General features: G+C 46.5%; 25 protein-coding genes and 1 riboswitch. Of the genes, 5 read left to right on the top strand and 20 right to left on the bottom strand.

The annotated features are described in order from the left end of the window. Window positions 1-144 precede the first annotated feature (144 nt). The 8 genes from AB4114_RS16495 to AB4114_RS16460 form a co-directional block, all read right to left on the bottom strand. On the bottom strand, window positions 145-594 hold the full coding sequence (locus AB4114_RS16495) for a phage tail protein (RefSeq protein ID WP_441989423.1): 450 nt from the start codon (window positions 592-594) through the stop codon (window positions 145-147). Between the two features lie 17 nt (window positions 595-611). Further along, window positions 612-785, bottom strand: coding sequence for a DUF6760 family protein (locus AB4114_RS16490; protein ID WP_441989480.1), 174 nt, complete (start codon window positions 783-785; stop codon window positions 612-614). 20 nt (window positions 786-805) lie between these two features. Continuing rightward, the gene (locus tag AB4114_RS16485) at window positions 806-1,177 is read right to left on the bottom strand and encodes a hypothetical protein (RefSeq protein ID WP_068664310.1); all 372 of its coding nucleotides are present in this window, start codon (window positions 1,175-1,177) and stop codon (window positions 806-808) included. A gap of 201 nt (window positions 1,178-1,378) precedes the next feature. Further along, window positions 1,379-1,813: a phage tail protein gene (locus AB4114_RS16480; RefSeq protein ID WP_056612231.1), complete on the bottom strand. Its 435-nt coding sequence runs from the start codon at window positions 1,811-1,813 to the stop codon at window positions 1,379-1,381. A gap of 41 nt (window positions 1,814-1,854) precedes the next feature. Then, window positions 1,855-3,588 carry a phage tail sheath family protein gene (locus AB4114_RS16475; RefSeq protein WP_441989422.1) on the bottom strand — a complete coding sequence of 578 codons (1,734 nt, stop codon included), beginning with the start codon at window positions 3,586-3,588 and terminating at the stop codon, window positions 1,855-1,857. Window positions 3,589-3,714: 126 nt separating this feature from the next. Beyond that, complete coding sequence (locus AB4114_RS16470) at window positions 3,715-4,518, bottom strand: carboxypeptidase-like regulatory domain-containing protein (protein WP_441989421.1); 804 nt, start codon at window positions 4,516-4,518, stop codon at window positions 3,715-3,717. Window positions 4,519-4,531: 13 nt separating this feature from the next. Beyond that, window positions 4,532-5,110 carry a DUF4255 domain-containing protein gene (locus AB4114_RS16465; RefSeq protein WP_441989420.1) on the bottom strand — a complete coding sequence of 193 codons (579 nt, stop codon included), beginning with the start codon at window positions 5,108-5,110 and terminating at the stop codon, window positions 4,532-4,534. Between the two features lie 223 nt (window positions 5,111-5,333). After that, complete coding sequence (locus tag AB4114_RS16460) at window positions 5,334-7,538, bottom strand: ATP-binding protein (protein WP_441989419.1); 2,205 nt, start codon at window positions 7,536-7,538, stop codon at window positions 5,334-5,336. A gap of 153 nt (window positions 7,539-7,691) precedes the next feature. Here AB4114_RS16460 and AB4114_RS16455 point away from each other — a divergent pair, with 153 nt between their 5' ends. Both AB4114_RS16455 and AB4114_RS16450 read left to right on the top strand, forming a co-directional pair. Beyond that, on the top strand, window positions 7,692-8,804 hold the full coding sequence (locus AB4114_RS16455) for a GGDEF domain-containing protein (protein ID WP_441989418.1): 1,113 nt from the start codon (window positions 7,692-7,694) through the stop codon (window positions 8,802-8,804). A 128-nt stretch (window positions 8,805-8,932) separates the two neighbouring features. After that, window positions 8,933-9,580 (top strand): SOS response-associated peptidase, encoded by a 648-nt coding sequence (locus AB4114_RS16450; RefSeq protein WP_441989417.1) that lies wholly within the window; start codon window positions 8,933-8,935, stop codon window positions 9,578-9,580. A 31-nt stretch (window positions 9,581-9,611) separates the two neighbouring features. On the opposite strand, the gene AB4114_RS16445 is transcribed toward AB4114_RS16450, so the two are convergent. From AB4114_RS16445 to AB4114_RS16430, 4 genes are all read right to left on the bottom strand, one after another. Next, the gene (locus AB4114_RS16445) at window positions 9,612-10,034 is read right to left on the bottom strand and encodes a DUF1284 domain-containing protein (protein WP_441989416.1); all 423 of its coding nucleotides are present in this window, start codon (window positions 10,032-10,034) and stop codon (window positions 9,612-9,614) included. Then, on the bottom strand, window positions 10,031-10,612 hold the full coding sequence (locus AB4114_RS16440) for an NUDIX hydrolase (protein ID WP_056612210.1): 582 nt from the start codon (window positions 10,610-10,612) through the stop codon (window positions 10,031-10,033). Before AB4114_RS16440 ends, AB4114_RS16445 begins: the two co-directional genes overlap by 4 nt. Window positions 10,613-10,785: 173 nt before the next feature. After that, complete coding sequence (locus tag AB4114_RS16435; RefSeq protein WP_441989415.1) at window positions 10,786-11,565, bottom strand: sporulation protein; 780 nt, start codon at window positions 11,563-11,565, stop codon at window positions 10,786-10,788. Window positions 11,566-11,724: 159 nt separating this feature from the next. Beyond that, complete coding sequence (locus AB4114_RS16430) at window positions 11,725-11,859, bottom strand: hypothetical protein (protein WP_441989414.1); 135 nt, start codon at window positions 11,857-11,859, stop codon at window positions 11,725-11,727. Between the two features lie 181 nt (window positions 11,860-12,040). On the opposite strand from AB4114_RS16430, the gene AB4114_RS16425 reads away from it, so the two are divergent. After that, window positions 12,041-12,412: an iron chaperone gene (locus tag AB4114_RS16425; protein WP_441989413.1), complete on the top strand. Its 372-nt coding sequence runs from the start codon at window positions 12,041-12,043 to the stop codon at window positions 12,410-12,412. Between the two features lie 459 nt (window positions 12,413-12,871). On the opposite strand, the gene AB4114_RS16420 is transcribed toward AB4114_RS16425, so the two are convergent. Further along, window positions 12,872-14,284: a hypothetical protein gene (locus AB4114_RS16420; protein ID WP_441989412.1), complete on the bottom strand. Its 1,413-nt coding sequence runs from the start codon at window positions 14,282-14,284 to the stop codon at window positions 12,872-12,874. A 150-nt stretch (window positions 14,285-14,434) separates the two neighbouring features. Here AB4114_RS16420 and AB4114_RS16415 point away from each other — a divergent pair, with 150 nt between their 5' ends. Further along, window positions 14,435-14,650, top strand: coding sequence for a hypothetical protein (locus AB4114_RS16415; protein ID WP_056612196.1), 216 nt, complete (start codon window positions 14,435-14,437; stop codon window positions 14,648-14,650). A 54-nt stretch (window positions 14,651-14,704) separates the two neighbouring features. On the opposite strand, the gene AB4114_RS16410 is transcribed toward AB4114_RS16415, so the two are convergent. From AB4114_RS16410 to AB4114_RS16390, 5 genes are all read right to left on the bottom strand, one after another. Further along, window positions 14,705-15,799, bottom strand: coding sequence for a polysaccharide deacetylase family protein (locus tag AB4114_RS16410; RefSeq protein WP_441989411.1), 1,095 nt, complete (start codon window positions 15,797-15,799; stop codon window positions 14,705-14,707). 100 nt (window positions 15,800-15,899) lie between these two features. After that, on the bottom strand, window positions 15,900-16,862 hold the full coding sequence (locus AB4114_RS16405; RefSeq protein WP_441989410.1) for a polysaccharide deacetylase family protein: 963 nt from the start codon (window positions 16,860-16,862) through the stop codon (window positions 15,900-15,902). A gap of 11 nt (window positions 16,863-16,873) precedes the next feature. Next, a complete protein-coding gene (locus tag AB4114_RS16400; RefSeq protein ID WP_056612190.1) occupies window positions 16,874-17,134 on the bottom strand; it encodes a YqkE family protein in 261 nt (86 codons plus the stop codon). A gap of 45 nt (window positions 17,135-17,179) precedes the next feature. Further along, entirely contained in the window at window positions 17,180-19,015 is a 1,836-nt protein-coding gene (locus AB4114_RS16395; protein WP_441989409.1) for an APC family permease, read from the bottom strand. 100 nt (window positions 19,016-19,115) lie between these two features. Continuing rightward, window positions 19,116-19,265: riboswitch (cyclic di-AMP (ydaO/yuaA leader) on the bottom strand. 298 nt (window positions 19,266-19,563) lie between these two features. Next, window positions 19,564-20,010 (bottom strand): GNAT family N-acetyltransferase, encoded by a 447-nt coding sequence (locus AB4114_RS16390; protein WP_441989408.1) that lies wholly within the window; start codon window positions 20,008-20,010, stop codon window positions 19,564-19,566. 154 nt (window positions 20,011-20,164) lie between these two features. Here AB4114_RS16390 and AB4114_RS16385 point away from each other — a divergent pair, with 154 nt between their 5' ends. Next, window positions 20,165-21,607, top strand: coding sequence for an MFS transporter (locus AB4114_RS16385; RefSeq protein ID WP_441989407.1), 1,443 nt, complete (start codon window positions 20,165-20,167; stop codon window positions 21,605-21,607). 43 nt (window positions 21,608-21,650) lie between these two features. On the opposite strand, the gene AB4114_RS16380 is transcribed toward AB4114_RS16385, so the two are convergent. Together AB4114_RS16380 and AB4114_RS16375 are read right to left on the bottom strand one after the other, a co-directional pair. Further along, window positions 21,651-22,508 (bottom strand): MBL fold metallo-hydrolase, encoded by an 858-nt coding sequence (locus AB4114_RS16380; RefSeq protein WP_441989406.1) that lies wholly within the window; start codon window positions 22,506-22,508, stop codon window positions 21,651-21,653. Window positions 22,509-22,534: 26 nt separating this feature from the next. Further along, window positions 22,535-24,175: a hypothetical protein gene (locus AB4114_RS16375; protein ID WP_441989405.1), complete on the bottom strand. Its 1,641-nt coding sequence runs from the start codon at window positions 24,173-24,175 to the stop codon at window positions 22,535-22,537. Window positions 24,176-24,194: the final 19 nt, after the last annotated feature.

Below are 24,194 nucleotides of genomic sequence, written 5' to 3'. Positions count from 1 at the left end.
GAATCTATCCAAATAACGTTATGGTAAGGTGCTATTGCTCTTCTACAGGCTCATTATCAACTTAAAAAGTAGAAATAGCGTTATACCATCATTCTATTTTACTTGAAAATGTACTAGTGAACCGAATAACGTTATGGCATCATCTTACTTCTTAAAAATCGTCTTCAACCCTGCATGCACCAATTCGATCGACTCGATCGCCACATTGGCACTGCCTGCATTGAGGTCTGGTCCGTTCCATTTCACAGGAAATGCGCTTGTGAATTCCCAACGGCACATCTCTTTGCCCTCGACGTTGTACAAAAGAATAGAGCCATTCTTGCGACTAATTTTGCCTTGTGCAGCATTGTTGTACCAATCCCACAATTCGCTGGCGTTGCTGATACCTCTCTTGAGCACAATGTTCGGGTACTTCGTATGTTGAACCATGTAGTGTGGATGGGTGTTCAAGCCACCTTCCCAATACGGTTTTACTTCGATCTCTGATTTCATGCCCGTCACCTCGGAGAAACCTCCGACGATCAATCCATCGAGCTCAACGAGAAAACGAAAGTTGCCGCCTACATTATGCAATTTGGATGAACTCTTTGCCATTGTTTGTTACTCACCTCTTACCGAAACACATCAAACGGATTGTCTGGCTGTTTTTTATCTTCTTCGTTCAAATTACGGTTGATGCGGGAAATTTCCTCGCACCACGTACGGCGTTCACGGTGTTCCATGGACATAATTTCATCATGTGACCAATGAAAATAATAAGCAATGAAGCCTACTTCTTCATATATTTTGTCAATGGGGTAGCCCGTTACGCCATCTCGTCCAAAAAAGACACGTCCACATCGAACTCATGCTCACATTTTGGGCAGCTAGTATGAACCCTTGGTGCGTCCATTTCGTTAATTTGACGATAGAAGTTTTGCAAGAATGCTAAATCTGCTGTGAAGAACTTCTCAACGACTCGAGTATCAATCGCACGCAAGTCCCCTAAATTTGTAATGACACGTGTAAGCAAAATGATCGTTAAATAGCCTGGATTTTGCTGAACACGCTGGTCACGCATCGGTAAAATTTCATCCGCCGCTGTCGCTAAGCGCATAACACCTTTTTTGTGAAGCGTACCATTGTCATCTACATACCCTCTAGGAAGTTCAAATTCATATTCTGTTTTGAAAGCCATGATGTCTTTACCTCCTTCGTGGTTACAAACAATAAATTCTTCTATTTTAACAAAAAGAAGAGTCAGGAACCGGAGGTATTCGCTCCGGCACCTACTCTAACTATCGTAGATAGCAAAAGTATAATCTATATACTTTTCACTTCGTATCAACCTTGACAAACGCTTTCGTCCCTAATGGACGACGGTTTCGTTTATCCTCGTTTACTTCGTACGTGTCATACCTTCATGTGCAAGTTCTAAGCTCTCGATGGCAACTTCGTTCCCAGTCCCTTTGAAGCTTGGTGCTGAGTACTTGGATGGCCATGCTTCGATAACCTGCCAAGTAGCTACATCTCCGCCCTCTTCGTTGATCGCGATAATCGTAACCGTTTTGCGGGAGATTTTACCTTGAATGGACTCTGACATCCAGTTGTACATATCCATGGAGTCTGTAACTCCCCATTTCAATGAGATGTTACCGTATTTAGCAAGACCCGGAAGTTTCCGAGGCGTGATGGTTTCGTTTCCTTCTCTGTATTCAATTACCGATAAGGAAGCATCAAATCCAGAAATTTCGCTGAATCCAGCTTGTTGAATACCTTCTACTTCAATTCTAAATCTAAAATTGCGGTATGGATCCCTACGTTCGCCAGCCATAATATACCCCTTTCCTAATATGCGTAATATCTAACGTTAGACTATTCTTCTCTTGTTTTCTGAGTAATACGGAAGATCACGAACTCGGCAGGTTTCACCGGAGCAACCCCGATTACGCAGATCAGTCGACCATTATCGATGTCATCCTGTGTCATTGTGCTGCGGCCAATATTAATGTAGAACGCTTCAGAAGGACTTCCGCCCATCAAAGCACCATCTCTCCACACCCGCGTCAAGAACGCATCAATCGTCCGCTGTACACGTGCCCAAAGCTGTTCGTCATTCGGTTCGAAGACAACCCAGTTCGTGCCGTTCTTGATGGACTCTTCGATAAAGATGAACAAACGTCTTACGTTCACATATTTCCATAAACCGTTCGACGATGTTGTACGAGCACCCCATACACGAATACCTTGTCCAGCAAAATGACGGATCAAGTTAACGCCTTGTGGGTTTAGAATATCTTGCTCGCCTTTGTTATATTGGCAATCTAGGCCAACTGCTCCGCGAACAACTTCATTCGCTGGCGCTTTTTGAACACCACGGGATTGGTCGGAACGGGAGTAGATACCGATGACGGAACCAGATGGCGGTATGTAAATATTGCGTTTATCTAATGGATCGAAAACTTGCAACCACGGGTTGTACATCGCTGCATAAGAGCTGTCAAAGATGTTGCGGTGTGTCATAACATCCGCTACCTTGGTTTTCTCGCGTGGAATATCGAGAACCGCAAAGCGGCTGCCCAAGTTTTCACAGTGCGCTACAAGGGATAATTGAACCGTCGGCTCAGTTACACCTGGAATCGCAATGATGGACACGACATCGTTATCGATGAAAGACTGAATCCCTGTACGTTTACCAGGACCACGGTCAACACCCATGTAAATATCAGGCGTTACATTCGCGATGGAACCGTTGCTGCCGCCAGACAAAGCGATTTGGAATTTGCCAGCTGTTTCGTTCTCGCCGGAAAGCACCTCGAAAGGAGCGATTGCGCCAAGATCTTGACCTTCTGTCAAGTCCTTCACCGTAATAATGTTGGAACGGGAAACGATTTTCTCAATGTGATTCGCTGCCGTAATGTTCAGGGATACCTTCTCATACGTCTCAGCTTCGTCACCATAGAATACGTGAAGCGTGAATTCACTTGTCGTTAATACTTTAGATGGAAGTAGTCCGCTATCAACTACATCGCCATCAAGAGCCTCAGACAGAGAGATAATGTTATCTTGGGAAGCGACAACTTTGCTGTATTGTTTCACGCCTGCTGCTTCAAAAGCAACAACGTCGCCAACGTTAAAGCCAGCGTTGTTTTTCACGCGATATTGTGTTTCACCTAGCACTTCATAGATTTGCGTCTTGGCTTTGCTAGCTGGCACAACCACGATACGAACTTGATTCCCCCATGTTCCAGGGTTCTTGGAAGCAATCTCAATAATTGCTGATTCTTTATTCGAAGCCGCTTTGTTCGTTGCTACTTTCGCGTCAGTTGGCGCTACACGCATTACGAAACAGCGATTACCTCCGTTTAAGTAGAAATGCTCTACTGCATAAGAAAGGAAACGATATTCGCCGAATTCATTCTCGGACAAGTAGCTCCCGAATAAACGGTGGAAATCAGCTACGCTCGTAACCAGTTGAGGGACACCTTCAATTTCACCTCTTTGCGCAAGCCCTATAAACCCGGCCGTACTTGTGCTTGCACCCTCAAGCGGTTGTGCTCCGCTGTCAAACTCTTCCACATAGACTCCAGGTGATAAATAGTCAGCCATTGTTCCCCAGTTCAGTCAGATGGCACTGCTTACTTATTAAATATGGCCAAAGACATGAAACCAGTTCTCTCCTTTCTGCTTGTCATTTTGTATAGAAGATGGACGTGTCCATTCTACTAATTAGGGTTACGCGAGATGTATCGTGCCAAGGTTAGTTGTTGTGCCTTCTACTACTGCGAGATCCTTGATCTTATGCTCGCTATCCATCCCATACGTGATAACCAACTCGGTATGAAACGTCGGGATCCGATTACCTCGAAAAGCAATCACAACCTCTCCACGTTCCGTACTACGGGTTTCTTGAATGGGAAGCAGCATCGCGCCACGAGAATACGATTTCGTCAATGGATTCGCAAGTCGAAACCGTTTCTGGTGCTCCAGCACTTCGGAAATGCGGATGACTTCTTCCGCCGGTTGGGAACCTCTCCCTCGCAGCAGGTACACATCACCAACTACAATGCCTCCTGTAAATGAACCTAATGCCATTTCATTAGCACCTTTGTCGGCTTGATCCACCATAACGCGCGCGCGTGCACAGTCCTCCGTCAGCACGGTTGACTGTAAGTGAGCATTGCGAATTGGAGAGCCAGCTGCGTTCTGAAGCATGAAGCGAATCAGTCCTGCCCCTTGAGAAAAAGGGTACGAAGGTAACGGTTTCATTTGAACAACTTCGATAAAATTGTGTGCGTTAACTGTGATGTTGGTTTGTTCTTGAAAATAATACTCGCTATGTACCGATAAACGGTATTCGCCGGGGGATAAATCGTTGAATATATAGGAACCATTCGATTTACGAATTGCTTTCGAACGGGTGCCTTCTAGGTGAACTGTGGTCGTGTTGCCAAGAGGAGCTTGAGAGGTTAGTGCGTCAATCACACACACAACCAGGGAAACGCGGGATCTCAATTGTGAAATTCGAATCTGATCCACGTGTGGAATCCTCCTAACCTTGAATACGAAAATCGGTTTCCGAAACCCTTTTTGTTGTTTTGATGCGCGTAGAATCAATATGTACAGGCCCCACCGTGTAAGCAACGGAGAGTCTGTAAGGGGTGTCTGAGAAATTCCACATATTCATGAGGCTCTCGCCTTTAAAAGGATCCATGATTATACGAACTTCTTCATCTTGCTCAGCTAATGTGCCCACTGTCATCGAACCTCGAAGGATGGAATGATCGTAGAATACTTGCATCGCTCTGCCTAGAATGCGATGCTCATCCAACGCTCGCGAAGAAAGCTCAGCCGGCGATTGTACCGTAACCATGTAACTTAAATCGACAACCATCGGAGGAAACTGTATTTCGTTCGTCCCTCTAGCAATCATATGGGTTTGGCGATTATTGCCGCTCTCACGAACATTATAAAGATAGAGTGAAAGATAGAAATCACCTTTATCTACAGGCGATGCGAGACCAATCATTTCTGGTTGCGGAATGGGATCTGGGGTCATGTTTTCTCTAAGTAGCTTGACTAAAGATGCACTTACATCAGCGATGACAGAATAATTGCCTATGAGTGTCACTTCCTGCCTCTAAATACCTATAAATCTTGTAAAAAAGATGCTTAATCTGTCACTTTGTGTATCTTTTTCTATTATAAATCTAAACCGTCAGGTTGACTATAGGATTCTAGTATTTATTTAAGCTTTTGTCCCGAAAAATGGCGATTTTTGGCTGAAAATCGGTGTATACAACCGACAAAGGACAATCTTACAAAATTGTAAAATTGCCCTTTATCTGCCTGTTCTAGTAATCCTCCCACTCCTGTCGTGCGAGAATTTTACCCGATTTCTGCAACTCATGCCGAATTGATTTGATAATATGCTGCATTCGGATGGATTCACCCGCTTCAGCTGCCAAAAATGCAGAAGAGAGAACGACATTCTTGATATTCCCTCCCGCAATCTCGTATCGCTGTGCGAGATATTTGAAATCCACATCATGGCTAAGCGGTGCAGCTGGCGGAAACATCGACTGCCAAATTTTCTCCCGATATTCACTATCCGGAAATGGAAATTTAATGACATAATTGATCCGCCTCAGAAAGGCCTCATCAATGTTATTTAATAGATTGGTAGCGAGCACCGTGATCCCTTGGTACTCCTCCATTTTTTGAAGCAAATAAGCCGTTTCAATGTTCGCATACTTGTCGTGTGAATCTTTCACTTCGGACCGTTTCCCGAAAAGCGCATCCGTCTCATCGAAGAACAGCACCGCGTTGCTCAGCTGCGCTTCTTCGAATATTTCGTGCAGGTTCTTCTCGGTTTCACCGATGTATTTGCTGATCACCTGCGAGAGGTCAACCTTATACAGCTCAAGCTGCAGGTCACCAGCTACGACTTGTGCCGACATCGTCTTCCCGGTGCCCGGCGGACCGGCGAAGAGCATGCTGAGCCCTTTGCCGTAGGCCAGCTTCTTCTCGAAACCCCAATCGTTGTACACGACGCCGCGATACTTCACTTGATTGCACGCATTGCGGAGCTGATCCTTCTGCTCGGGTGGGAGGATCACATCCCCAAACCCATAGCGAGGCTCAATGCGGGTCGCTTTGCGCTCCAGCTTGTGCTGCACCTGCTGGTAGCACGCCTTATACAGCGCGTCGCTGCGCAGCAACGCGCCTGAACCACCATCTCTGGCAGCTGCATCCTGCCAGGACGAGTACCCGCGCGCCAGCGAGAGCGCGCGGCGTATTTGCCCCGGGGTGAAGCGGAATTTACCGCTCATCACCCGATAGTCCACATCCGCGCCGGCGCCGATCTCCTCCGCGAATGCCCGCCAAAGGCGCTCGCGCCCGCCTTCGTCAGGCACGGTAAGTTCATGCTCAAGGAGCAGCCGCTCCTTGGGCTTCCAGCTTAGCCGGTTGAATCGCCCGGCTAAGAGAAACACCATGCCGCCATAGCCGTCGAGCAGCTCATGGAACCGCCCGAGCCGCTGCTGTGCAGCCAAGTCCGGCTCTGCAGGGTAAAGCACCTCCAGCCGTGTGAAGCACAGGATGGCTTGATGAAGAATCGCTTCTCGGATAATAACGCTAACCTGATCTTCAAAGCTCGCAGCATGCAGCTGCACATCAGCAAGATCTACCAATAGCAGCGGCTTATGGAAGGAGCGGCTGAGATGCTTCACGTGCAGCTTTTTGCCAGAACCAGCATTCCCCCAGAGATGGAAGGCAAGCCGTTTGCGTTCAGCTGCAGGCGCTTGATACATGTCAGTAATGAATCCGTGTAATTGCTGCTGGAAATCCTCCTGCACCAGCAATGGGGAGATCTCATCATCTGGGTAGATCATCTCGACAGCTGGCTTAAGTTTTGGATCTAGCTCCCCTGAATCCAGTAGGAAGGTCACAATCCGTTTATCCAGCTGTAAGGGTCTAGATAACAGCGTCTGACCACTGGCGACCAATGTGTCTGGGTGCAGCACATAGCGAGCCAATCTACCGTCAGGTGCCATAAAAGTCGTACGAGCAGCCCTCATGTCCTCCGGACTTGAACAAGCAATTTGCAGCGCTAAGCTAATATTTGGCGTTTTGCTAGTTAGATCGTCTAATAGAAAGCCAAAAATCCGTTCATATTTCCGATCTAATTCCACAGCAAGCCCCAGCATGACGATGCGTTCTTCTATAGATGAGAAGCCGAAGACTCTCGATAAATAAGCCAACGGCAGAAATGTGCCCCCCTTGCGGCTTTCTGCAAGGCGACTTACAATGGCACTCTCAAGCTGCTCTATCATACTGAGTACGTCTTGTTCATCCTCATCTATCTCTTCTTCACTGCCAAAGCCGCCAATGAGACGAATAAATTCATCCTCCGATACAAACATCCCGCGGAATGAATCTGTTTGCGGATCAGGTGTAAGCTTTTGACGTCGCTTATAGAGAAGCTCCAGCTTCTTATCTAGCAGTTGAAGCTCGTCCTTATAATGTTCCCACGCATGCACATACCCTAGAGCTGTCATAGGCCTCTCCAATGACTATATATTTTTTTTCAAAACAAATCGTTTAACATCATTAATAGCTTGCGTAAAGAGGGGGTTATTCTTTACAATATCAGGATAAGGCACAAATCATTTCGACATCTACTGCCCTGAAAGGAAAGTGGCCACCTTCTGATGGAACAATTTCCAACACATGATCCGACTTGGAATCGAAAACTCATTCTAACGTTATGGTGGATCCTCATTATTTATGAAGTAGCTGCTACGATTGCTCTATGCTTTGAAATTAATGAGCAGCCGTCGGATTGGTTTAATAGCTTTGTGCGTTTTCAGCTTTTCCCTACAATATTACTGCTTCTTCTTATGGGTGTAGGCTATTTGTCGATGCACTATTTGAAGAACTATAGTGAGTTTATCATGATCATATGGACTATGACCATGGTTAGTATATTCATCCTTTGCATTCCAGAAATGACACGCAGCTTTGAGCTGCTCTGCATGCCAATTTTATTAGCCTCGGTTTATTTTCATAAAAAATATGTTATTTTCGCCTACAGTCTCGGTGTTGTTTGTTTATTGATTCTAATATCTATTCAAAACTTACAAGAACAAACAACGAACCCTTACGAAGTTATCGCCTCGCTTACCATCTTGACGTCAACTTTTATTCTTTGTTTTACCGTTATGAGCCGTGGACTCGACCTGCTCGCCAAGCTTAAACACTCCGTCATACGCGAGCAAGATCTGCTGATTCGTAACGTCATGATTGATCGTCTTTCCAAGGTTGATGCGCTTACCGAGTTGTTTAATCACCGTTCTTTTCAAGAGCATACGGACCACCTCATTTCACATATGCCACATGATACACCCTTAGTACTTGCCTTGATGGACATCGATAATTTCAAACTCATTAATGATAATTATGGACATTGGGTTGGCGATGTTGTTCTCAAAACAATTGGCTCCATTCTTAAAGAAGTGCTTGGTCCAGATGATATGTCCTTTCGATATGGCGGCGAGGAGTTTGCCGTATTGTTCGTTGGGAAATCGCATCAAGATGTACTAGCCATTTGCGAAAAAATTATGGAATCGATACGCGACACGGTCATCCCTGAAATGCCTGATCAGAAACTGACGATGAGCATTGGACTTGCAACCTATAATCGGAATACGATGAAAAAGGCTTGGTTCCAGCTTGTCGACGAATGCTTGTACACAGCCAAACGCAACGGCAAGAACCGCATACATGTACATGCTGCGGACATTCAAATACCTATAGCCGAGTAACCTTTACAACCAGGAGCAAAGTGCTGCTGGTTTTTTCATTTGAGCTGTCGTGGAAAAAAGCGTTAAGCCTCATACATGAATTGGTTGCTTTAGGAAAACACTAACCAAAATCAAATGAGGTGATAATCATGTGTCATTCTATAGCCGTTCTGGCTGATGTTCACGAAGTTATGAAGCAATTCCGCGTCGATCGGCTCTTATCCTACAGTTCCAATCGGTATGAGGTGCGCCCAACTGAATCTGTATCTGCCGTGATGATCAATCGCAAGGGAGAACGTATATTAGATGAATTCCGCTGGGGTTTGATGCCTTTCTGGGCGAAGGATGCTGTATGCGGTGATCGCAATTCCATTTTCTCCAATATCGTGTTCGAGCGCATCGTCAAAAAACAACGTTGTGTCATCCCCTGCAGCAGTTTCTACGTGGGGCGAACCGAAGGTAAGGAGACGGAGTGGATTCGTTTCAAAATGCGGAGCGGCACGTTCGGCATTGCTGGGCTATACGACATTTGGCAAGCCCCTTCAGGTGGAGAGGAACTTCGCACGTGCATGATGCTTATGACGGAATCCAATTCCGTTGTCTCGCCGTACCACACAAGCATGCCGGCTATTCTTGATGAGGAACAGATGGAGAAGTGGCTGCAGCCCGACCAGAGGGATAGTCGCCAGTTAAGATCCTATCTACAACCTATCGATGAGATGCGGATGGTCGCAAACATTCTCTCTTCCCCAGCTGAGAAGCTGGAGATAGGTTCCGATGTCAGTATTTTTGTATGATAAAAGGACTTGCGCTTACGCGCAAGTCCTTTTATTTCTTCGGTACAGGCGGCAATGCGCCGCCTTCCCCTATAATACGTACGCCATCTGCACAAACGCCGTAAGACTCCCAACGGCATGTCGCACAGAGATTGCTGATGTCTGCTGGCTTTACTTCAAGAGCAACTTGACCGCAAATGACGGACCAAGTACGCTCCATCCCCACCTCCAAGCCAAGCTTAGCAACAATCTCCGCATCTCGCTGGTACACCGTCCGATTCTCGCAATGGGCAACTTGATCCTGCGGAAACGCAGCGCACAGATCATCAGGTCCAAGCACAACGCGAATCATCGTCTCAGGCTCTGTGCGCAGCTGCTCATAGACCGTCGTCATATTTTCACAAAATGCTGGGGAATACCCCATACCTCGGTAGCCTAACAAACAGAGCAAGTGATGTCCGCGAAGTTCGATCATACGTTGTTAACCTTAGGCACACGATACAAGCCGTATCCAGCCATCGGAATGGCAGGTTCTTTATCCTCAATAAGACCGTCCCCTTTGGAGTGCAAGGCGACATCAATGAGCCACTTCGTGAAATCTGCCACTGGCATAGAAGCCATTTCTTCGAGGCTATAAAAGCCTGCCGCATCTACCTCGACGCCATCCGGCTGAGGGGTTCCGCTAATGTAGGACATTTCGAAGGCAATGTACACGTTATGTATGCTTCTCGGCAGATCGCGCACAGCAACCAGTCGTGAGACGGATGCTTCGACGCCTGATTCTTCCATAACTTCTCGCACAATCGTATCTTGAATCAATTCATGCTGCTCAATATAGCCACCAGGGTTCGTCCAACGGCCTTTCCCTGGCTCTTGTGCTCTGCGCACAAGTAATATTTTCTCATCCTTCATCACAAGTGCTCCGACACCGATGCTATAGTTGCCCCAATGAACAAAACTACATTCTGGCGCTGTGCAGGCCCGTCTCTCCGTTCCATCCACATCACGCGTTTCCATGGCAGCTCCGCAGCTACTGCAAAATTTGACTTCCATCTGTCTCAGCTCCCTTGGTCTTCATCGTCTACTCATCTATATGCAAGGATACTGCGAAAGATGGACAATAGGCAACCCTATATTGCATGATCTGAATTCACGAAATTGAGAAAACCTCCCCTCAACGGGAAAGGCTCCTTATCGTTTATCACTATTATGATGCTTATGAAATCTTATAAGAACCTGCGGATTAATTCGGCTAATTCATCTGCAACGTAGCTAGTTCCGGAATCTAGGTGATTGCGGTCGAATCGTACCCTTACAAACCTTTCATCCGTACCCGTTGCTTCGGCAAATAGGCCGGCTAACCCGCGCGCTTTGCGATCGATCTGCAACAGCAAGTCGACGCCGTCCTCGTCCGGGAAGAAGATGATTTCCAATTCATCCAGTTGGCCTCGGAATTGCATGGTGGGGACAAATTCGAATTCTTGAACGAAAGGTACTCCATTCTCTCTACCAATAGATGGCGCATATTCGCATGACACCTCACGGAGTCGGAACCCGAGTTCATTGACAGCCTCGAGTACAACCTCGGAATGTGGATGTGGTCTTACTTGAAGCTGATCTTGATCCTTCGGATCAATCGCTTCTTTAATATCAAGTCCCGTTTGTATCCACACAGGGGTTCTTCCCAAAGTTGCTGGCGTATTGTTAGGGAGCTGGAACGAGACAGGTAACTCATAGACCTGCTCTGCCTGGGCGGTAAATCCCCCTGTAAGCTGGAACTTAGCCACAGGAGCTTCTATTTGGATCTTCGTATCGTTCTGCTCCTTCAGGTAACGCGTCATAACGAAGGCGTACACATCAGTGATTTGCTGATCAACGCGCCCACCTTGAATCCTAACGACGCCACTGATCATTTCCCCGGCATTCACCGTATCTTGATGGAGCATGAGATCTACTTGGGCCGCGCCGATCCCGACGCTCGCGAGCATGCGCTTGTATATGGACATGTGTAAATTTCCTCCTTGTCATTCATATACTCATGATACGATATGAGGCCCAAGTGGTTTCATATGTTTAAGTCAAAAATGGTTACAACTGGTTAATTTATCCTTTTCAACTACCACGAATTGGGGCTTGTAATTCCGTTTTGTGGTATCCTAATTACATCATTTCGACAGGTGCTCTTCTTTCGTCCAAGCTTCAAACATAAGCTCGCGTGAAGCATCCATTACACGGTTGATCACAATCTCACGGTCACCGACTTGTGCTGCGGTTTTGTTTATTTCATTAATTTGACTCATGTCTAATCCCTCCAAAAATGAATAGGTTTGAAATATTTTCGCTAACTGTAGTATAAATCATTACGTAACGTAAGGTTCAAGCACTAATCTAAAATTGTTCTTATCGTGGAAAATCTATGATTATTTATGCAATTTTGGGCTTACTAATAGGATTATGCATGTCAATTTAGGGAGGAATACCATGGAAGTTTTCGCAGAGTTTTTAGGGCGTATCGATAATCCGCAACATCGGGATCGAACGGAGGAAGTTTTAACTTGGGTAGCCAAGAAGTTCCCGAATTTGGAGTCAAAAATCGCGTGGAATCAACCAATGTTCACCGACCACGGCACATTTATTATTGGGTTTAGCGTAGCCAAACCTCATTTGGCTATTGCGCCTGAAAAGGCGGGGATTATTCAGTTCACGGATGATATTGTACAAGCTGGCTACGATCACACGAAGGAATTGGTGCGTATCAAGTGGAATAGTCCAGTTGATTATTCCTTACTTGAGAAAATGATCGCGTTTAATGTGGCAGATAAGGCAGATTGTTCAACTTTTTGGCGGAAATAGTACCATTCTGCATTCACTAAGTGCGAGCTTGGATGTTCAAAGATGCAAAAGGGCATCTTTTCCCGGAGGAAACGGTTGAACATGGGCGAATTGATGCAAAAAGGCAACCTTTTGGACCGAAAAGGTACCCAATTGTCGATTGACAGCAGAAATTGATGCCTATTTGCACTTATTTCAGATAGAGTGGCTAACTCGAGATAAAAGGTTGTATTATTGCATTTCTCTAGTTTCACAGCTGTGTTCATGGCGCGAGTTTGGTGATTTAGAGGCTGTGTGGAACGGGGTGGGATAGCGGTTGGATTGGGGTTGGAGTAGATTGGGGTCGGGGTTGCGGCTGGTTCTGGGACTCGTTCTGGAGTCAGAATCGAGATTAGATGATAAAAATGACAAAAAGAGGCCCCGCCACATACATGGCTTAGGGGCCTTTCCCTGTCGTGCTCTTCACAATTCGCACGCTACTTAAACCAAAAACATCGCCACGATCGTTGTCACCGCTAAGCCGATGAGCACGGGCTTCAGATTCCGTCTCGCGAGCTCGAACGGACTTACGCCGCAGATCGCCGCGGCTGGGATGAGCGCCCACGGGATCAAGGTCCCGCCGCCGACCCAGATGGCGGCCACTTGCCCGAGCGCGGTCAGCACCGCTGCACCAGAGCCAATGGCGGTCGCGAACAGCTGCGCGATGGAGCCCGCCAAGGAAATACCCGAGAAGCCGGAGCCATCGAGGCCGGTAATGGCGCCGACGACGGTTAGCGTCACGGCACCAATGGCTCCATTGAGCGGCACGACACCTGCGAGTGCCACGCCAAGATCGTTCACGATTCCGTGTGAACCTTCTGGCAGTATTTTGCCGAAAAGATCCGTAATCGCGGAGTCACCCAGATAGAAAAAGGCTGCAATCGGAATGACAGGTCCGAAGACTTTGAAGCCGAAAACAAAGCCTTCTATTAAATAGGAAGTGATTTTCTCCACACCCGCATTGCGGTGAGCGATTAAAGTGACTGCGATTAAGATAAACACCGCTGTACCACCCACGAGAGCGGTTGCATCACCACCTTGCAAATTCAAGACAAACATGGCAATAACATCTAGAGCGAACAGCACAGGGATTGCGATAGCTAGCGTCCGCTTTAAGCGCTCTCCGATCAGCAATTTGCTCTCTTCGTCAACAGGAACAAGCCCGCCGCTTTCCTCTAATCGGCTATCGATGAGCCCGCTGAGCCATTTACCGTTCTTCATATCGCGCCGCATCAGCCAAAAAGCTGTGATCGTCGTAACAAGTCCCATCACAATGACGAGCGGAATGCTCGCTTCCATGACAGAAGCAACTGGCAAACCGGCTGCATCCGCTGTCAATTTAGGCGCCCCTTGAATAATGTAATCCCCCGATAGTGCAATCCCGTGTCCGAAGAGATTCATTGCCATCGCAGCACCGAGTGCCGGCAAGCCAACGCGAACAGCGACGGGCAACAGCACAGCACCAATCAGAGCTACCCCAGGTGAAGGCCAAAAAAACCAGGATGTCACCATCATAATGATGCCGATACCCCAGAAGGCTAATGCTGGCGTTCTCAGAAATTTGGTCAGCGGCGCCACCATCGTTTCATTAATACCCGTGCGAATTAAGACGCGGCTCATGGCCACGATAATGGAGATAATCATAATCGTCCCCATTAACTCTTTGGTTGCATAAATAAAGCTATTAAACACACCCGATACAGAGCCGCTCAACGTTTCCGTTGCTAACAACCCTAATGTAAAAATACCCACCACACAAATCATCGTCGTGTCTCTACGTTTAATAAGAAGCGTAAGAATGAAACCAATGAACACTAAATAGACCCAATGAATCGGTAAAAGTTGAATATCCATCCTGCACCACACACCCTCTCAGCCCAAGCAGCAATTGGTGCTACATTCTATGCTCGGCTAGGCGTAGGCGTTCGTCTAAATTCGGGCATTTTGCCACCTTGTGGTACAATAGAAGGAACTATTTTAATGAGGTAAGGGGATCAAACATTCATGGCAAGGAATCAACGATTACATACGGATTCAGATTTCCAGGAGGTCATTGACCGACAGGGTGTTGTTCGGATTTTTAAAGATGACCATATTGTCGATTCCAATGCGGTTGTTCTACGCTTCAGTGATACGACAGTCGTTGTGCAAACGCGCGTCAGCGATTTGACCTATTATGATCGGGCGGCTTGTGAGTTTTTTGAGATGAAAAAAAGATAGGACTCTGTTGGGAACAAAAAAGAAGCCGCTTCAATGCGGCTCCCAGCTATTGTTTTACTTTTTATGATATAACTTCATTCGCCACATCAAATCATCTTCTGACATGTACGCCGTCCCTGCGTGGATTCTATAAATCTCATTACTTCCTTTAGTATTGATCCCCTCTTTGGTCGTAAAGAAAAGTTCAATGCCTAATTCCTTTCCTACCCCAATGACCGTTTCATTATAGGCACCAAAAGGAAAGGCAAGTAGACGATACTGCGGTCCTAACTCTTCCTCGATACGGTTTTCAGCTTTTAACAGATCCTGTTTTATTCTCTTTCGATACTCATCTTCCGTTTCAATTCTTTTTTCATTTTCCAAATAAATGGGATTTGTAAGCATTGGCATCAGTGTATTCCCAGAACCCGCCTTGACTTTGTCATGATGATCGTACGTATGAGAGTAAAAACTCATCCCGTTCTGCTTCATTTCTCTCATCTGATCCCATGTTAGACGTGGTGCCTTAGGATGATCTATAGAATCAACAACGATAAATTTAGTAGCATGGAAACCAAAGTTTAGTAGTTCAGGATATGCGTGGGTGTAAAAGGATTCATAGCCATCATCAAACGTGATGACAACCGCATTTTGGGGAACCTTAGCCTCACCCTTCATAAAATGCAGAAAATGTTCCATGGAGATGACATTGTAATCTTCTTTCTTCAATCTTTGCAGGTGACTTCTAAACCTTTTTGGAGAAATTGTAATCCCGTTCTCTTTTTCATCAATGTGATGATAGGCGAGTACGATGACTTTGTCGGTATAATGAACCTTTTGTTTACTATAATCTGCTTGGTCAAAAGCTAGTGCATTTACTTGACGCTGCCCCGATTGTTGCGTTTCGAGTTCTAGCTGTTGTGCGAATTGTTTTACCTCTTGTTTTGCTTCTTGCTTTACTTCTAGTTCCTGTTCAGCAACTGGTTCTGCTAGCTGTTCATAAGAAGGCACATGTTGTTCTTCTCTCATTGCTTGTTCTGGTGTTATGGTCTGCTCGAAAGACTTCGGCAACGACATTGGCAATACAACATAGAGGCACAATAAAACGCTAGAAATTAAAAGAACAGTAAACGCCAAATTCGTTGGATTTCCCAATTTTAGTCTATTCATGCTGACAACAACCCCATAGATGAGATGATAATAAATTAGGCAAATAGTATCATGAAAACGCTTTCCTGTAAACTATTTATTACACCACTTCCTCTTATTATCAGGTCAGTTGCATAGCCGAAAGCTTTACAAAGTTATAGCCTAATTTACGCAGCTGCGGAATCGCTTTGATGACACCCTCAGCGGTATCCTTCTCGGGATGATTCATGTGCGCAAGGACGATGGAACCGCTCGGAGCCTTCGATATAGCGTTGTACACTTGCTCCGTGTTATACGTCGCTCCAGCATCCCCAAGTACGGAGTATCCCGCTAGCTCGAACCCTAAATCATGCGCAACTGATACCACGACCTCATCGTAAAATGCCGTACCCGATCGGAAAAATAGGGGCCTTTTCCCTGTCAGCTTCTCTATCTGATCCGCATTGTCATTCATTTCATGAATGACTTCTTTGACGCTCTTCGTTCCCGCAATTCCATAAGCCAGCTTGCCGTTCACAGATAAGGGGCGGTGTTCAGTGCCATGATTTTCGATCTCAAACAGAGGGTTCGATGCCAAATCTTGAAAGGTTGACGGATTCGCAGCAATCCATCTTGCATTGATGAATAACGTAGCTGGAATCTGCTCCTGAATCAAATACTGGATCAACTTCTCATCATAGCCACTGCCTTCCTTCCCGCCGCAGGCATCAAAGGTAAGGGCAATCACTTTGTCCTTCGTATGTAAGCGTGTTTTCACACCAGGGACACGCTCCCCCCACTTCGTTGGCATCACAGAGGCATAACGAGCGATCAATGATTGTTCCACTGACGTGAAGGTTGGGACAGGAGGTGCGGCTGATGGTGCAAGCGTTGGTGTTGGTGTTGATGTTGATGTTGGTGTTGATGTTGGTGTTGATGTTGGTGTTGATGTTGGTGTTGATGTTGATGTTGATGTTGATGTTGATGTTGGTGTTCCTATAGATGTAGATGTAGAATCAACCGCCGTTTCCACTTCTGCAGCACGTTGCTCCACCCCACATCCTGCAAGCGCTACCATCGCACTTATGAAGAAAAGGAGGCACATCGTGCGCCCCCTCATTTATGTTTCCGCCAGTCTAATTTACTTTTCTCCAGCTGATAGGCGAAATCGTTCTCAAGACGTTTCTCTTCCGCCTTGCGAGCAGCCTCTACCCTGGCTCTCTCTGCATCCTTCTTCGCTTGCTCTTCCGCTTTCATCGCGTCAGCCTGGGCTTTGAGCCCTTCCAGTATTTCCGGACGCAGCAGATCCTTCAGCGTTGCAGGTTTATCTTGCACGCTAGCCGCAGCTGGCGTAATCTTTGCTTTCTTTTTCACCATAATAAGGTCACCTCGTCTACAAGTTCTCCCTATTATTGTACACTTCTATTGATGTAAATGATACGGCACTGTTGCAACAACGATATCCTTATCGGCTTGAAGCTTCGAACGAATCCGCGCCGCAGATTGATTATGGAGCAGACGGTGCCACCATTTCTTCGGCATGAATTGCGGGAGAATAACCATGATCGACTGCTTCTCCGACATATGAGTGTCGATGCGATCAATGAATTCAGCCAGCGGCTTCAGAATCGTTCTGTAGCGTGATTTGAACACTACGAGTCGAACACCTGGATCCCAGATCTGCCACTTCTCCTGCATCGATTCTTCGTCCTCATCCGAGAAGGAGACATAGAACGCGATGACGTTAGGCGAGAGCGATTTGGCATAGTTCAGGGTCTGCTCTACCGCTTTGTGAATCCCAGCCACAGGCACGATAATGACCGGCTCTTTGGTACATACACGGTCTTGTGTGATATCGATCCGCAACTGTTTGGCTACGTCGTCGTAATGGTGACTAATTTTCGTAATGAGCCAGAGGAGGATCGGTGTAATGATAATGACAATCCAAGCACCCTCGCTGAATTTGGTAACGGAGAAAATGATAAGAACTACTAGGGAGACGATACCGCCCAGCCCGTTGATGATCAGCTTCCCAATCCAGCCAGATACGCGCTCTTTGAGCCATTTCCGAACCAACCCCGTCTGAGCAAGTGTAAAAGATAAAAACACGCCAATCGCATAAAGCGGAATAAGTGCATCGGTTTTACCTTTAAAGCCAATCAATAGCAGGCTGGCTAATACGCCTAGCGTAATAATGCCATAGTGATACGAAAGCCGATCCCCACGGAAGGAGAACATGCGCGGGAAGTTTTTGTCTTGGGCCATGATGGACGCCAAGATCGGGAAGCCATTGAAGCTTGTATTCGCAGCGAGCACCAAGATGAGCATGGTCGCGATTTGCGTCGCGTAGTACATAACGCCTCGGCCAAAGGCCTGCTCCGTCACCATCGAAAGAACCGATGTATGACCGTTATGATCCGGTGCCACCCCATACCCTAAGGCAATCAGTGTTACACCACCGAACACGATGGCCAACAAGCCGCCTAGAGAGAGGAGTGTTCGTTTGGCATTATTGACAGATGGCGTTCTAAAATGCGGTACGGCATCAGAGATCGCTTCGATCCCCGTTACAGCTGAACAACCGGACGAGAACGCTTTGAGAAGTACGAATAGGGTTAATGAGTTCGTCGCTGAGCTTGGTGCGAATTCGATCGCATGCGTATTCATAGATCCTGTCAGTAAATCGAAAATACCTTTACCCACTAACAACAAGATACAAAGAATAAAAAAGTACGTTGGAATCGCGAATACCGTTCCTGATTCGGAAGTACCTCGCAAGTTCAGCCAGACCATAATCCAAACCAGTAAGATGGTCAGCGGAACAATGTACGGTACAGCCGATGGAAATGCCGAGGTAATTGCCTGGACACCAGCCGATATCGAAACGGCTACGGTTAAGGTATAGTCGATTAGCAGAGAGACACCGGTAAGACGTCCCCACACCATGCCTAAATTTTCTTTCGTCACCATATAGGCGCCGCCGCCCATCGGGTACGCTTCGATCACCTGTCTATAGCTCAACACGAGCAGTAGAATCAAAGCAATAATCGAAACCGCAATCGGCAACGAGAAGGCAAAAGCTGCAACCCCCACTGTCGCGAGCTCTAACAGAATTTGCTCCGTCCCATACGATACGGATGATAAGGCATCTGACGACAAGATAGGGAGGGCTTTCCAGACAGGCATTTTCTCCGACTCAATCTCACTCGACTTTAGCGGCTTACCGAACACAATTTTTTTCAATGAATCACTTGTCATTTCGCCGTTGTTCCTCCAATTAAAGCCATATCAATACTATATTTTTGAAAAATGGACGCAAAAAAACACAAGGATCGACCTTGTGTTTTGAACACACGTTCTCCTTTCTCACGTTCGCTTACGAGGTTAGCTGCCGGGTTCGGGCCGCGAGAAATCTGCCCTAAAAGGTACTGAATCCGTACCGTTATTCACCCCATGTTACTCGTGGTTCCCCCGCTTTTCTTAAAAGAAAATTAAGCGAAATATTCAACTGTTCATGTACGTGTTGAATACTACTCTCTTCTACCAACATAGTAAAGGAGGGAAAAAACGTAAAAAGCACTCTCCGACCTCACGTTTCACCCGATAATTCGCTTACAATTACCTGATTCGTTGATTATCTTCCATTCTCGTAGCTAATCAGGGTATTTTGACTAAACAACAAGTTTGCAATCCATCAAAGTTGCTAGTTCGTGCGAATATTACGTTGGATGATGAGGTTTTTCACTTTAGGGCACTACCATTGTAGCGTGGTTGACTGAAACCGAGTTATTTAACAACCGCTTCCTTTAAATAATCGTGTAGTTGACCCAATCCACGCGAGTTCCGCCCATTTTGTCAAAAAACTGTTGTGCACGATGATTGTCTGGCGCGGTGATCCATGACATGTAGGCATAGCCGTTTTCCTTGGAGTAGGTTTGGCACTTCTGGAACAAGTCTTCTTCTGCAGCGGTCCCCCGGTAAGACTCGAGAAGGAAGAGGTCATTCATGATCGTAATGGGATTTGCCTTCATCGTACTACAAGAAAAATACAAGGTCGCAAAGCCGACGAGTTCTCCCTCTTGGTCGACAACAAACTGTATACCGCCTTGTTCCTGAAGCAAGTTTCTAATCAGTCGATGAATAGAAGTTATCAGCGGCTGTGGCTTCTTATAAAAGCCTACAATATAGGCACACATCAACTCTGTTAATGCCTCCAAATCTTCAAGTTCCACTTTTCTTATCACGTGTCCCATTGTATTCCTCCATGTGTTTTATGAATAATAATACAATTATATGTATAAACATTCAACAATTTACTAATTTAATACAAGCCAATTCATTGACACACCCTACCCGCCATGATAAACTGTCACAAAATATATTATAGTTTAGATCGGAAGGTGTACCATGTCAGACAACGCAACCTCTTCAGCTCAAGGAACAACACACGCTCAACCTGAGATGCCTGGCCGCTTACGAGAAACGCCTGTCTCCTGGTTGCTCTGTTTTACAATTGTACTTGTTATCATGAACACGATGATGTTCAATCTGGCACTGCCCAAAATTTCCGTACAATTCGAGCTCAGTCCTTCAACGGCATCGTGGATTGTTACGGGGTATTCAATCATTTTCGCCATCGCATCGATCACCTACAGCCGCTTGTCCGACTTCGTGCCTATTCGCAGGCTCTACGTCATTGCCCTGCTCTCGCTAGGCGGCGCCTCCATTCTAGGGTTGTTCACGGACAGCTTCGGACTGTTGCTATTTACGCGGTTGATTCAAGCATCCGGCGCAGGTGCGATCCCTTCGCTTGGTATCGTACTCGTAACCCGCTACATTCCGTTGTCTCGTAGAGGCAGAGCCATGTCGCTCATCCTTTCCGCGGCTTCTCTTGGCTTGGGACTAGGTCCCGTCGCAGGGGGATCCATCGTTCAGTATTTGGGCTGGCATTTCCTGTTCGTCATTACAGCGGTAACGCTGCTGCTAATTCCTATCTTTCTCATCCTGCTGCCAAAAGAAAAACCAGAAAGCGGCTCGTTCGATTTCATCGGAGCTCTGCTCCTCGGGATTGGGACGACGGGGTTGCTGCTCTTCCTTACGTCTAAGAGTCTGATCGCACTCCTAGCAGGCGTCATCGCGATTGTCCTATTCACTCTGCGCATTCGCCGAGCCTCACAACCGTTCGTGCTGCCTGCCCTATTCGGCGACAGACCCTATATGGCGCTCAGCGCAATCGGCGTGTTTTCCTATATGATCAGCTTTGGCTTCTTGTTCCTTGCGCCACAGATGCTTGCGCGGGTTTTCGGCTTAGCTCCGCTTACTTCGGGACTATTGCTCTTCCCTGGCGCTTTGTTGGCTATGCTCGTCTCCAATCGCGTGGGTCGCATCATTGACCGCTATGGGAATACGGCGTTACTCCGCTACGTACCATGGTTGATGCTAGTTTCAACCGTAGGGCTTGCCCTGACTGCAAGCTATTCCTCTTACTGGATTGCTGCACTCTACATCCTGGTCAGCATCAGCTTTACGACACTTTCCAGTGCTGTATCCAATGAGCTCTCCCGGCAATTGACCACAGATCGCATCGGCTCGGGCATGGGCTTGTTCCAATTGTTGCAATTTTTCAGCGGCGCGTTCGCCGTTGCGCTCTCGGGAAGCGCACTGGTCTGGCAAAAAGCCCTGCCGCTCGAACGTGCTTTTGACAACCTCATCTGGGGGATGGCGGTGGTTGCGCTTATAACGATAGGAAGCTCGATTCTATACAGAAGCTATGCAAAAAAGAGGCTTACGGGACTCGTCACAACGGATTCGGTAGGAAGCCCAGTTGTGGCTGCAACCGCAACTGAATAAAAGCATAAACGCGCACCGATACGTTATCGGTGCGCGTTTTTAATCATATGACCATGCCATCCCATGCGACCGTAATCGGACATGGGAATTGCTGTTCCTGAATCCAGCCTACTAGATCTGCATGTGTAGAGGTAAAGTGGTTAATATGGGTAAGATAAATGCGAGAGTTAGCATGTAAAGTCCCTTGCTCTAACAGTTTGCGAAATAATTCCATACAGCTAAAGGCGTCCAAATGGCCGTTTGGATGGAGGCCCCTACCACTAGTTAGCCCAAAAGTGCATTCACTAATCAACACATCAAGGGAAACATTTTCAAGCAGCTTGAACGTTTCCGGCAAGTACCAGCCTGTATCCACGCCGTAGTAAAGCTTCTGACCATCCTCATTCTGAATCAGATAGTTCGCACAGCTTTCCCCCATATTGCCGATGTGATTCCCGCGATGCGGCGTTACTTTCATACCGCAAATGGTAACGGGTTGGTTAAACTCAAGCTTATGGAAAGCCACTACGCCGCGCGCTTCCAAATCAGAAGTCATGCCTTTCATGATTGGTCGGCTTTGACGATAGAATTCCACGATTTCGTAGGCTTGATCTGTAAAGTAGAAATGCAGCGGCTCCTTCAATCGTTCTATCGACATATTTCGAACATTCATCATCATATAATTGAAATGGTCTTCATGGGTATGACTCACTAAGACATGCTGAAGCTTGGTAAAGTCGCCATATTCGATTGCTTGTTGAAAAGAATCCGCGCCCAAATCAATACATATCCCCTCATTGATTCGGAACATCGAACGTCGGCGAATCTCTGTTCCTCCTACCTTGCGTGCATGACTGCAAACAGAGCAGAAACAGAATGGGTTCGGTATGCCTTCGGCTGCGCTTGTGCCGTAAAACCTCATGGTTTGTCCCTCCTCCTATACACTGATTACTTCTGATTCCAGCGGTTATACGCTGCTTGATAGATCGCCAGATATTTATCAAGCTGCATTTTATTTAACGTGCTTACATATTTATCCCATTCGCTAAGCGGTTTAGCGCCAGTAATAAATTTAACAATATTCTCATCTGCATAAGCTTCGATATCCGTTGCATATGAGCTTAATTCGATATTCTCTTTTTCGGTAAAAGTAGGAATCATCAACTTCGCGTCAGGCACCAAGTTAGGACGAATGACATCTTTATTCGCAATCATTTCTGGTAGAACAGCAGCACTTTGGTCAACCTTTTGCGTCACACGCTGTGGAATGCCACCACCTTGGAAAATCGTATATTCCGAGAGCGCCTCATCCACTGTGAGTCCGTTCGGATTTTTGGCAAATTCGTCTTTCAGCTTATAAAATCCATCACTGCCGATCGTATACGTAACGCCTTCGATACCAAGTCGAGCCAGAGCCGTCCCTTCTTCACTCAGGAAATAATCTCCCCAGCGCAGTGTTGCTGCTGGGTTCGGGTTTTTGCTCGTAATCACGAATGAACCTAAATCCCGAACTTTCGGGGAGATGCCCGTCCAATACACTTTGCCGTCGATCCCTTTTAGGAGAGGGTTCTGCACGTAATTATTCCGATTTTTGCCCATCCACAAATTGTTGTTGCCCTTCGCTACATAGCCGACACGCTCATCATCAACCTTCGCGATCTCCTGCTTCATATCCTGCGATAAAATTTCTTTATCGATTAAACCTTCCTGCCAGAGCTTATTAAAGAAGGTAATCATGTCTTTAAAGGTATTGTCCGTTGCGATATAACGAACTTTGCCCCCGTTATCAACATCCATGAAAGGTGCGATGATCCCGGAATTCGCTCCGAATCCCCAGCTGCCATAGAACGATTTAATAAATTGATCACCGTAGTTCTTATTGCCCTCTTTGTACCCTGAGATCGGAACTTCATCTGCTTTGCCATTCCCGTTAGGGTCCTGTTCCTTAAAAGCTTTCAACACCTTATAAAATTCGTCCGTTGTTGTCGGCATTTGAAGCCCAAGCTTGTCCAGCCACTTCTTATTGATCCACGAGGAAGAGATACGTCCATCTGCTTCGCTAATATTCGGAAGCGAGTAAATATGGCCGTCAGCTGAAGTAATCGATTTGCGAATCCCATCATTTTCTTTCATAAGCGCTGCCAGATTCGGCGCATAGCCCGCCTCAATCAAAGGATCCAACGGGATAATCTGACCTGCTGCTGCGTAAGAAGTAATCAATTGCGGCGACAAATTCGCCCGCATAACAAAGTCCGGAAGATCATTGGAGGCAAACATCAAATTTCTGCGCTCATCAAACGCATTTTGCGGTACCGTATCCCATTTAATGATGACATTGGATTTCGCTTCATAATTTTTCAATCCTTTATGCTCGTTCCAATCCTTGACCAACTCATATTTGGAGACAAGCCCTTTCAATTGAACTGGCTCCTTTGCAATTGGCATACCTGTTTTATTGATATTCGCCTCTTTATTCGCTGCACCAGTTGTAACAGGCTCTGCACCTTTATCCTTATCGCTGCAAGCGCTTAGTACTGGAATTGACGTGATCAGCATGGCAGCTGTCAGCAAGACTAATTTTCTTTTCATATTCGTTAGTCATCTCCTC

The organism is Paenibacillus sp. 2RAB27 (assembly GCF_052115445.1).
Lineage (GTDB): Bacteria > Bacillota > Bacilli > Paenibacillales > NBRC-103111 > Paenibacillus_E.
This window is presented reverse-complemented; position numbering and strand designations above follow the sequence as displayed.

What these genes read in the sequence shown, in the direction of transcription:
- AB4114_RS16495 (WP_441989423.1), bottom strand. Translation starts at nt 594, where the DNA reads ATGGCAAAGAGTTCATCCAAATTGCATAATGTAGGCGGCAACTTTCGT.
- AB4114_RS16485 (WP_068664310.1), bottom strand. Translation starts at nt 1,177, where the DNA reads ATGGCTTTCAAAACAGAATATGAATTTGAACTTCCTAGAGGGTATGTA.
- AB4114_RS16480 (WP_056612231.1), bottom strand. Translation starts at nt 1,813, where the DNA reads ATGGCTGGCGAACGTAGGGATCCATACCGCAATTTTAGATTTAGAATT.
- AB4114_RS16475 (WP_441989422.1), bottom strand. Translation starts at nt 3,588, where the DNA reads ATGGCTGACTATTTATCACCTGGAGTCTATGTGGAAGAGTTTGACAGC.
- AB4114_RS16460 (WP_441989419.1), bottom strand. Translation starts at nt 7,538, where the DNA reads ATGACAGCTCTAGGGTATGTGCATGCGTGGGAACATTATAAGGACGAG.
- AB4114_RS16455 (WP_441989418.1), top strand. Translation starts at nt 7,692, where the DNA reads ATGGAACAATTTCCAACACATGATCCGACTTGGAATCGAAAACTCATT.
- AB4114_RS16450 (WP_441989417.1), top strand. Translation starts at nt 8,933, where the DNA reads ATGTGTCATTCTATAGCCGTTCTGGCTGATGTTCACGAAGTTATGAAG.
- AB4114_RS16445 (WP_441989416.1), bottom strand. Translation starts at nt 10,034, where the DNA reads ATGATCGAACTTCGCGGACATCACTTGCTCTGTTTGTTAGGCTACCGA.
- AB4114_RS16440 (WP_056612210.1), bottom strand. Translation starts at nt 10,612, where the DNA reads ATGGAAGTCAAATTTTGCAGTAGCTGCGGAGCTGCCATGGAAACGCGT.
- AB4114_RS16435 (WP_441989415.1), bottom strand. Translation starts at nt 11,565, where the DNA reads ATGTCCATATACAAGCGCATGCTCGCGAGCGTCGGGATCGGCGCGGCC.
- AB4114_RS16430 (WP_441989414.1), bottom strand. Translation starts at nt 11,859, where the DNA reads ATGAGTCAAATTAATGAAATAAACAAAACCGCAGCACAAGTCGGTGAC.
- AB4114_RS16425 (WP_441989413.1), top strand. Translation starts at nt 12,041, where the DNA reads ATGGAAGTTTTCGCAGAGTTTTTAGGGCGTATCGATAATCCGCAACAT.
- AB4114_RS16420 (WP_441989412.1), bottom strand. Translation starts at nt 14,284, where the DNA reads ATGGATATTCAACTTTTACCGATTCATTGGGTCTATTTAGTGTTCATT.
- AB4114_RS16415 (WP_056612196.1), top strand. Translation starts at nt 14,435, where the DNA reads ATGGCAAGGAATCAACGATTACATACGGATTCAGATTTCCAGGAGGTC.
- AB4114_RS16410 (WP_441989411.1), bottom strand. Translation starts at nt 15,799, where the DNA reads ATGAATAGACTAAAATTGGGAAATCCAACGAATTTGGCGTTTACTGTT.
- AB4114_RS16405 (WP_441989410.1), bottom strand. Translation starts at nt 16,862, where the DNA reads ATGTGCCTCCTTTTCTTCATAAGTGCGATGGTAGCGCTTGCAGGATGT.
- AB4114_RS16400 (WP_056612190.1), bottom strand. Translation starts at nt 17,134, where the DNA reads ATGGTGAAAAAGAAAGCAAAGATTACGCCAGCTGCGGCTAGCGTGCAA.
- AB4114_RS16395 (WP_441989409.1), bottom strand. Translation starts at nt 19,015, where the DNA reads ATGACAAGTGATTCATTGAAAAAAATTGTGTTCGGTAAGCCGCTAAAG.
- AB4114_RS16390 (WP_441989408.1), bottom strand. Translation starts at nt 20,010, where the DNA reads ATGGGACACGTGATAAGAAAAGTGGAACTTGAAGATTTGGAGGCATTA.
- AB4114_RS16385 (WP_441989407.1), top strand. Translation starts at nt 20,165, where the DNA reads ATGTCAGACAACGCAACCTCTTCAGCTCAAGGAACAACACACGCTCAA.
- AB4114_RS16380 (WP_441989406.1), bottom strand. Translation starts at nt 22,508, where the DNA reads ATGAGGTTTTACGGCACAAGCGCAGCCGAAGGCATACCGAACCCATTC.
- AB4114_RS16375 (WP_441989405.1), bottom strand. Translation starts at nt 24,175, where the DNA reads ATGAAAAGAAAATTAGTCTTGCTGACAGCTGCCATGCTGATCACGTCA.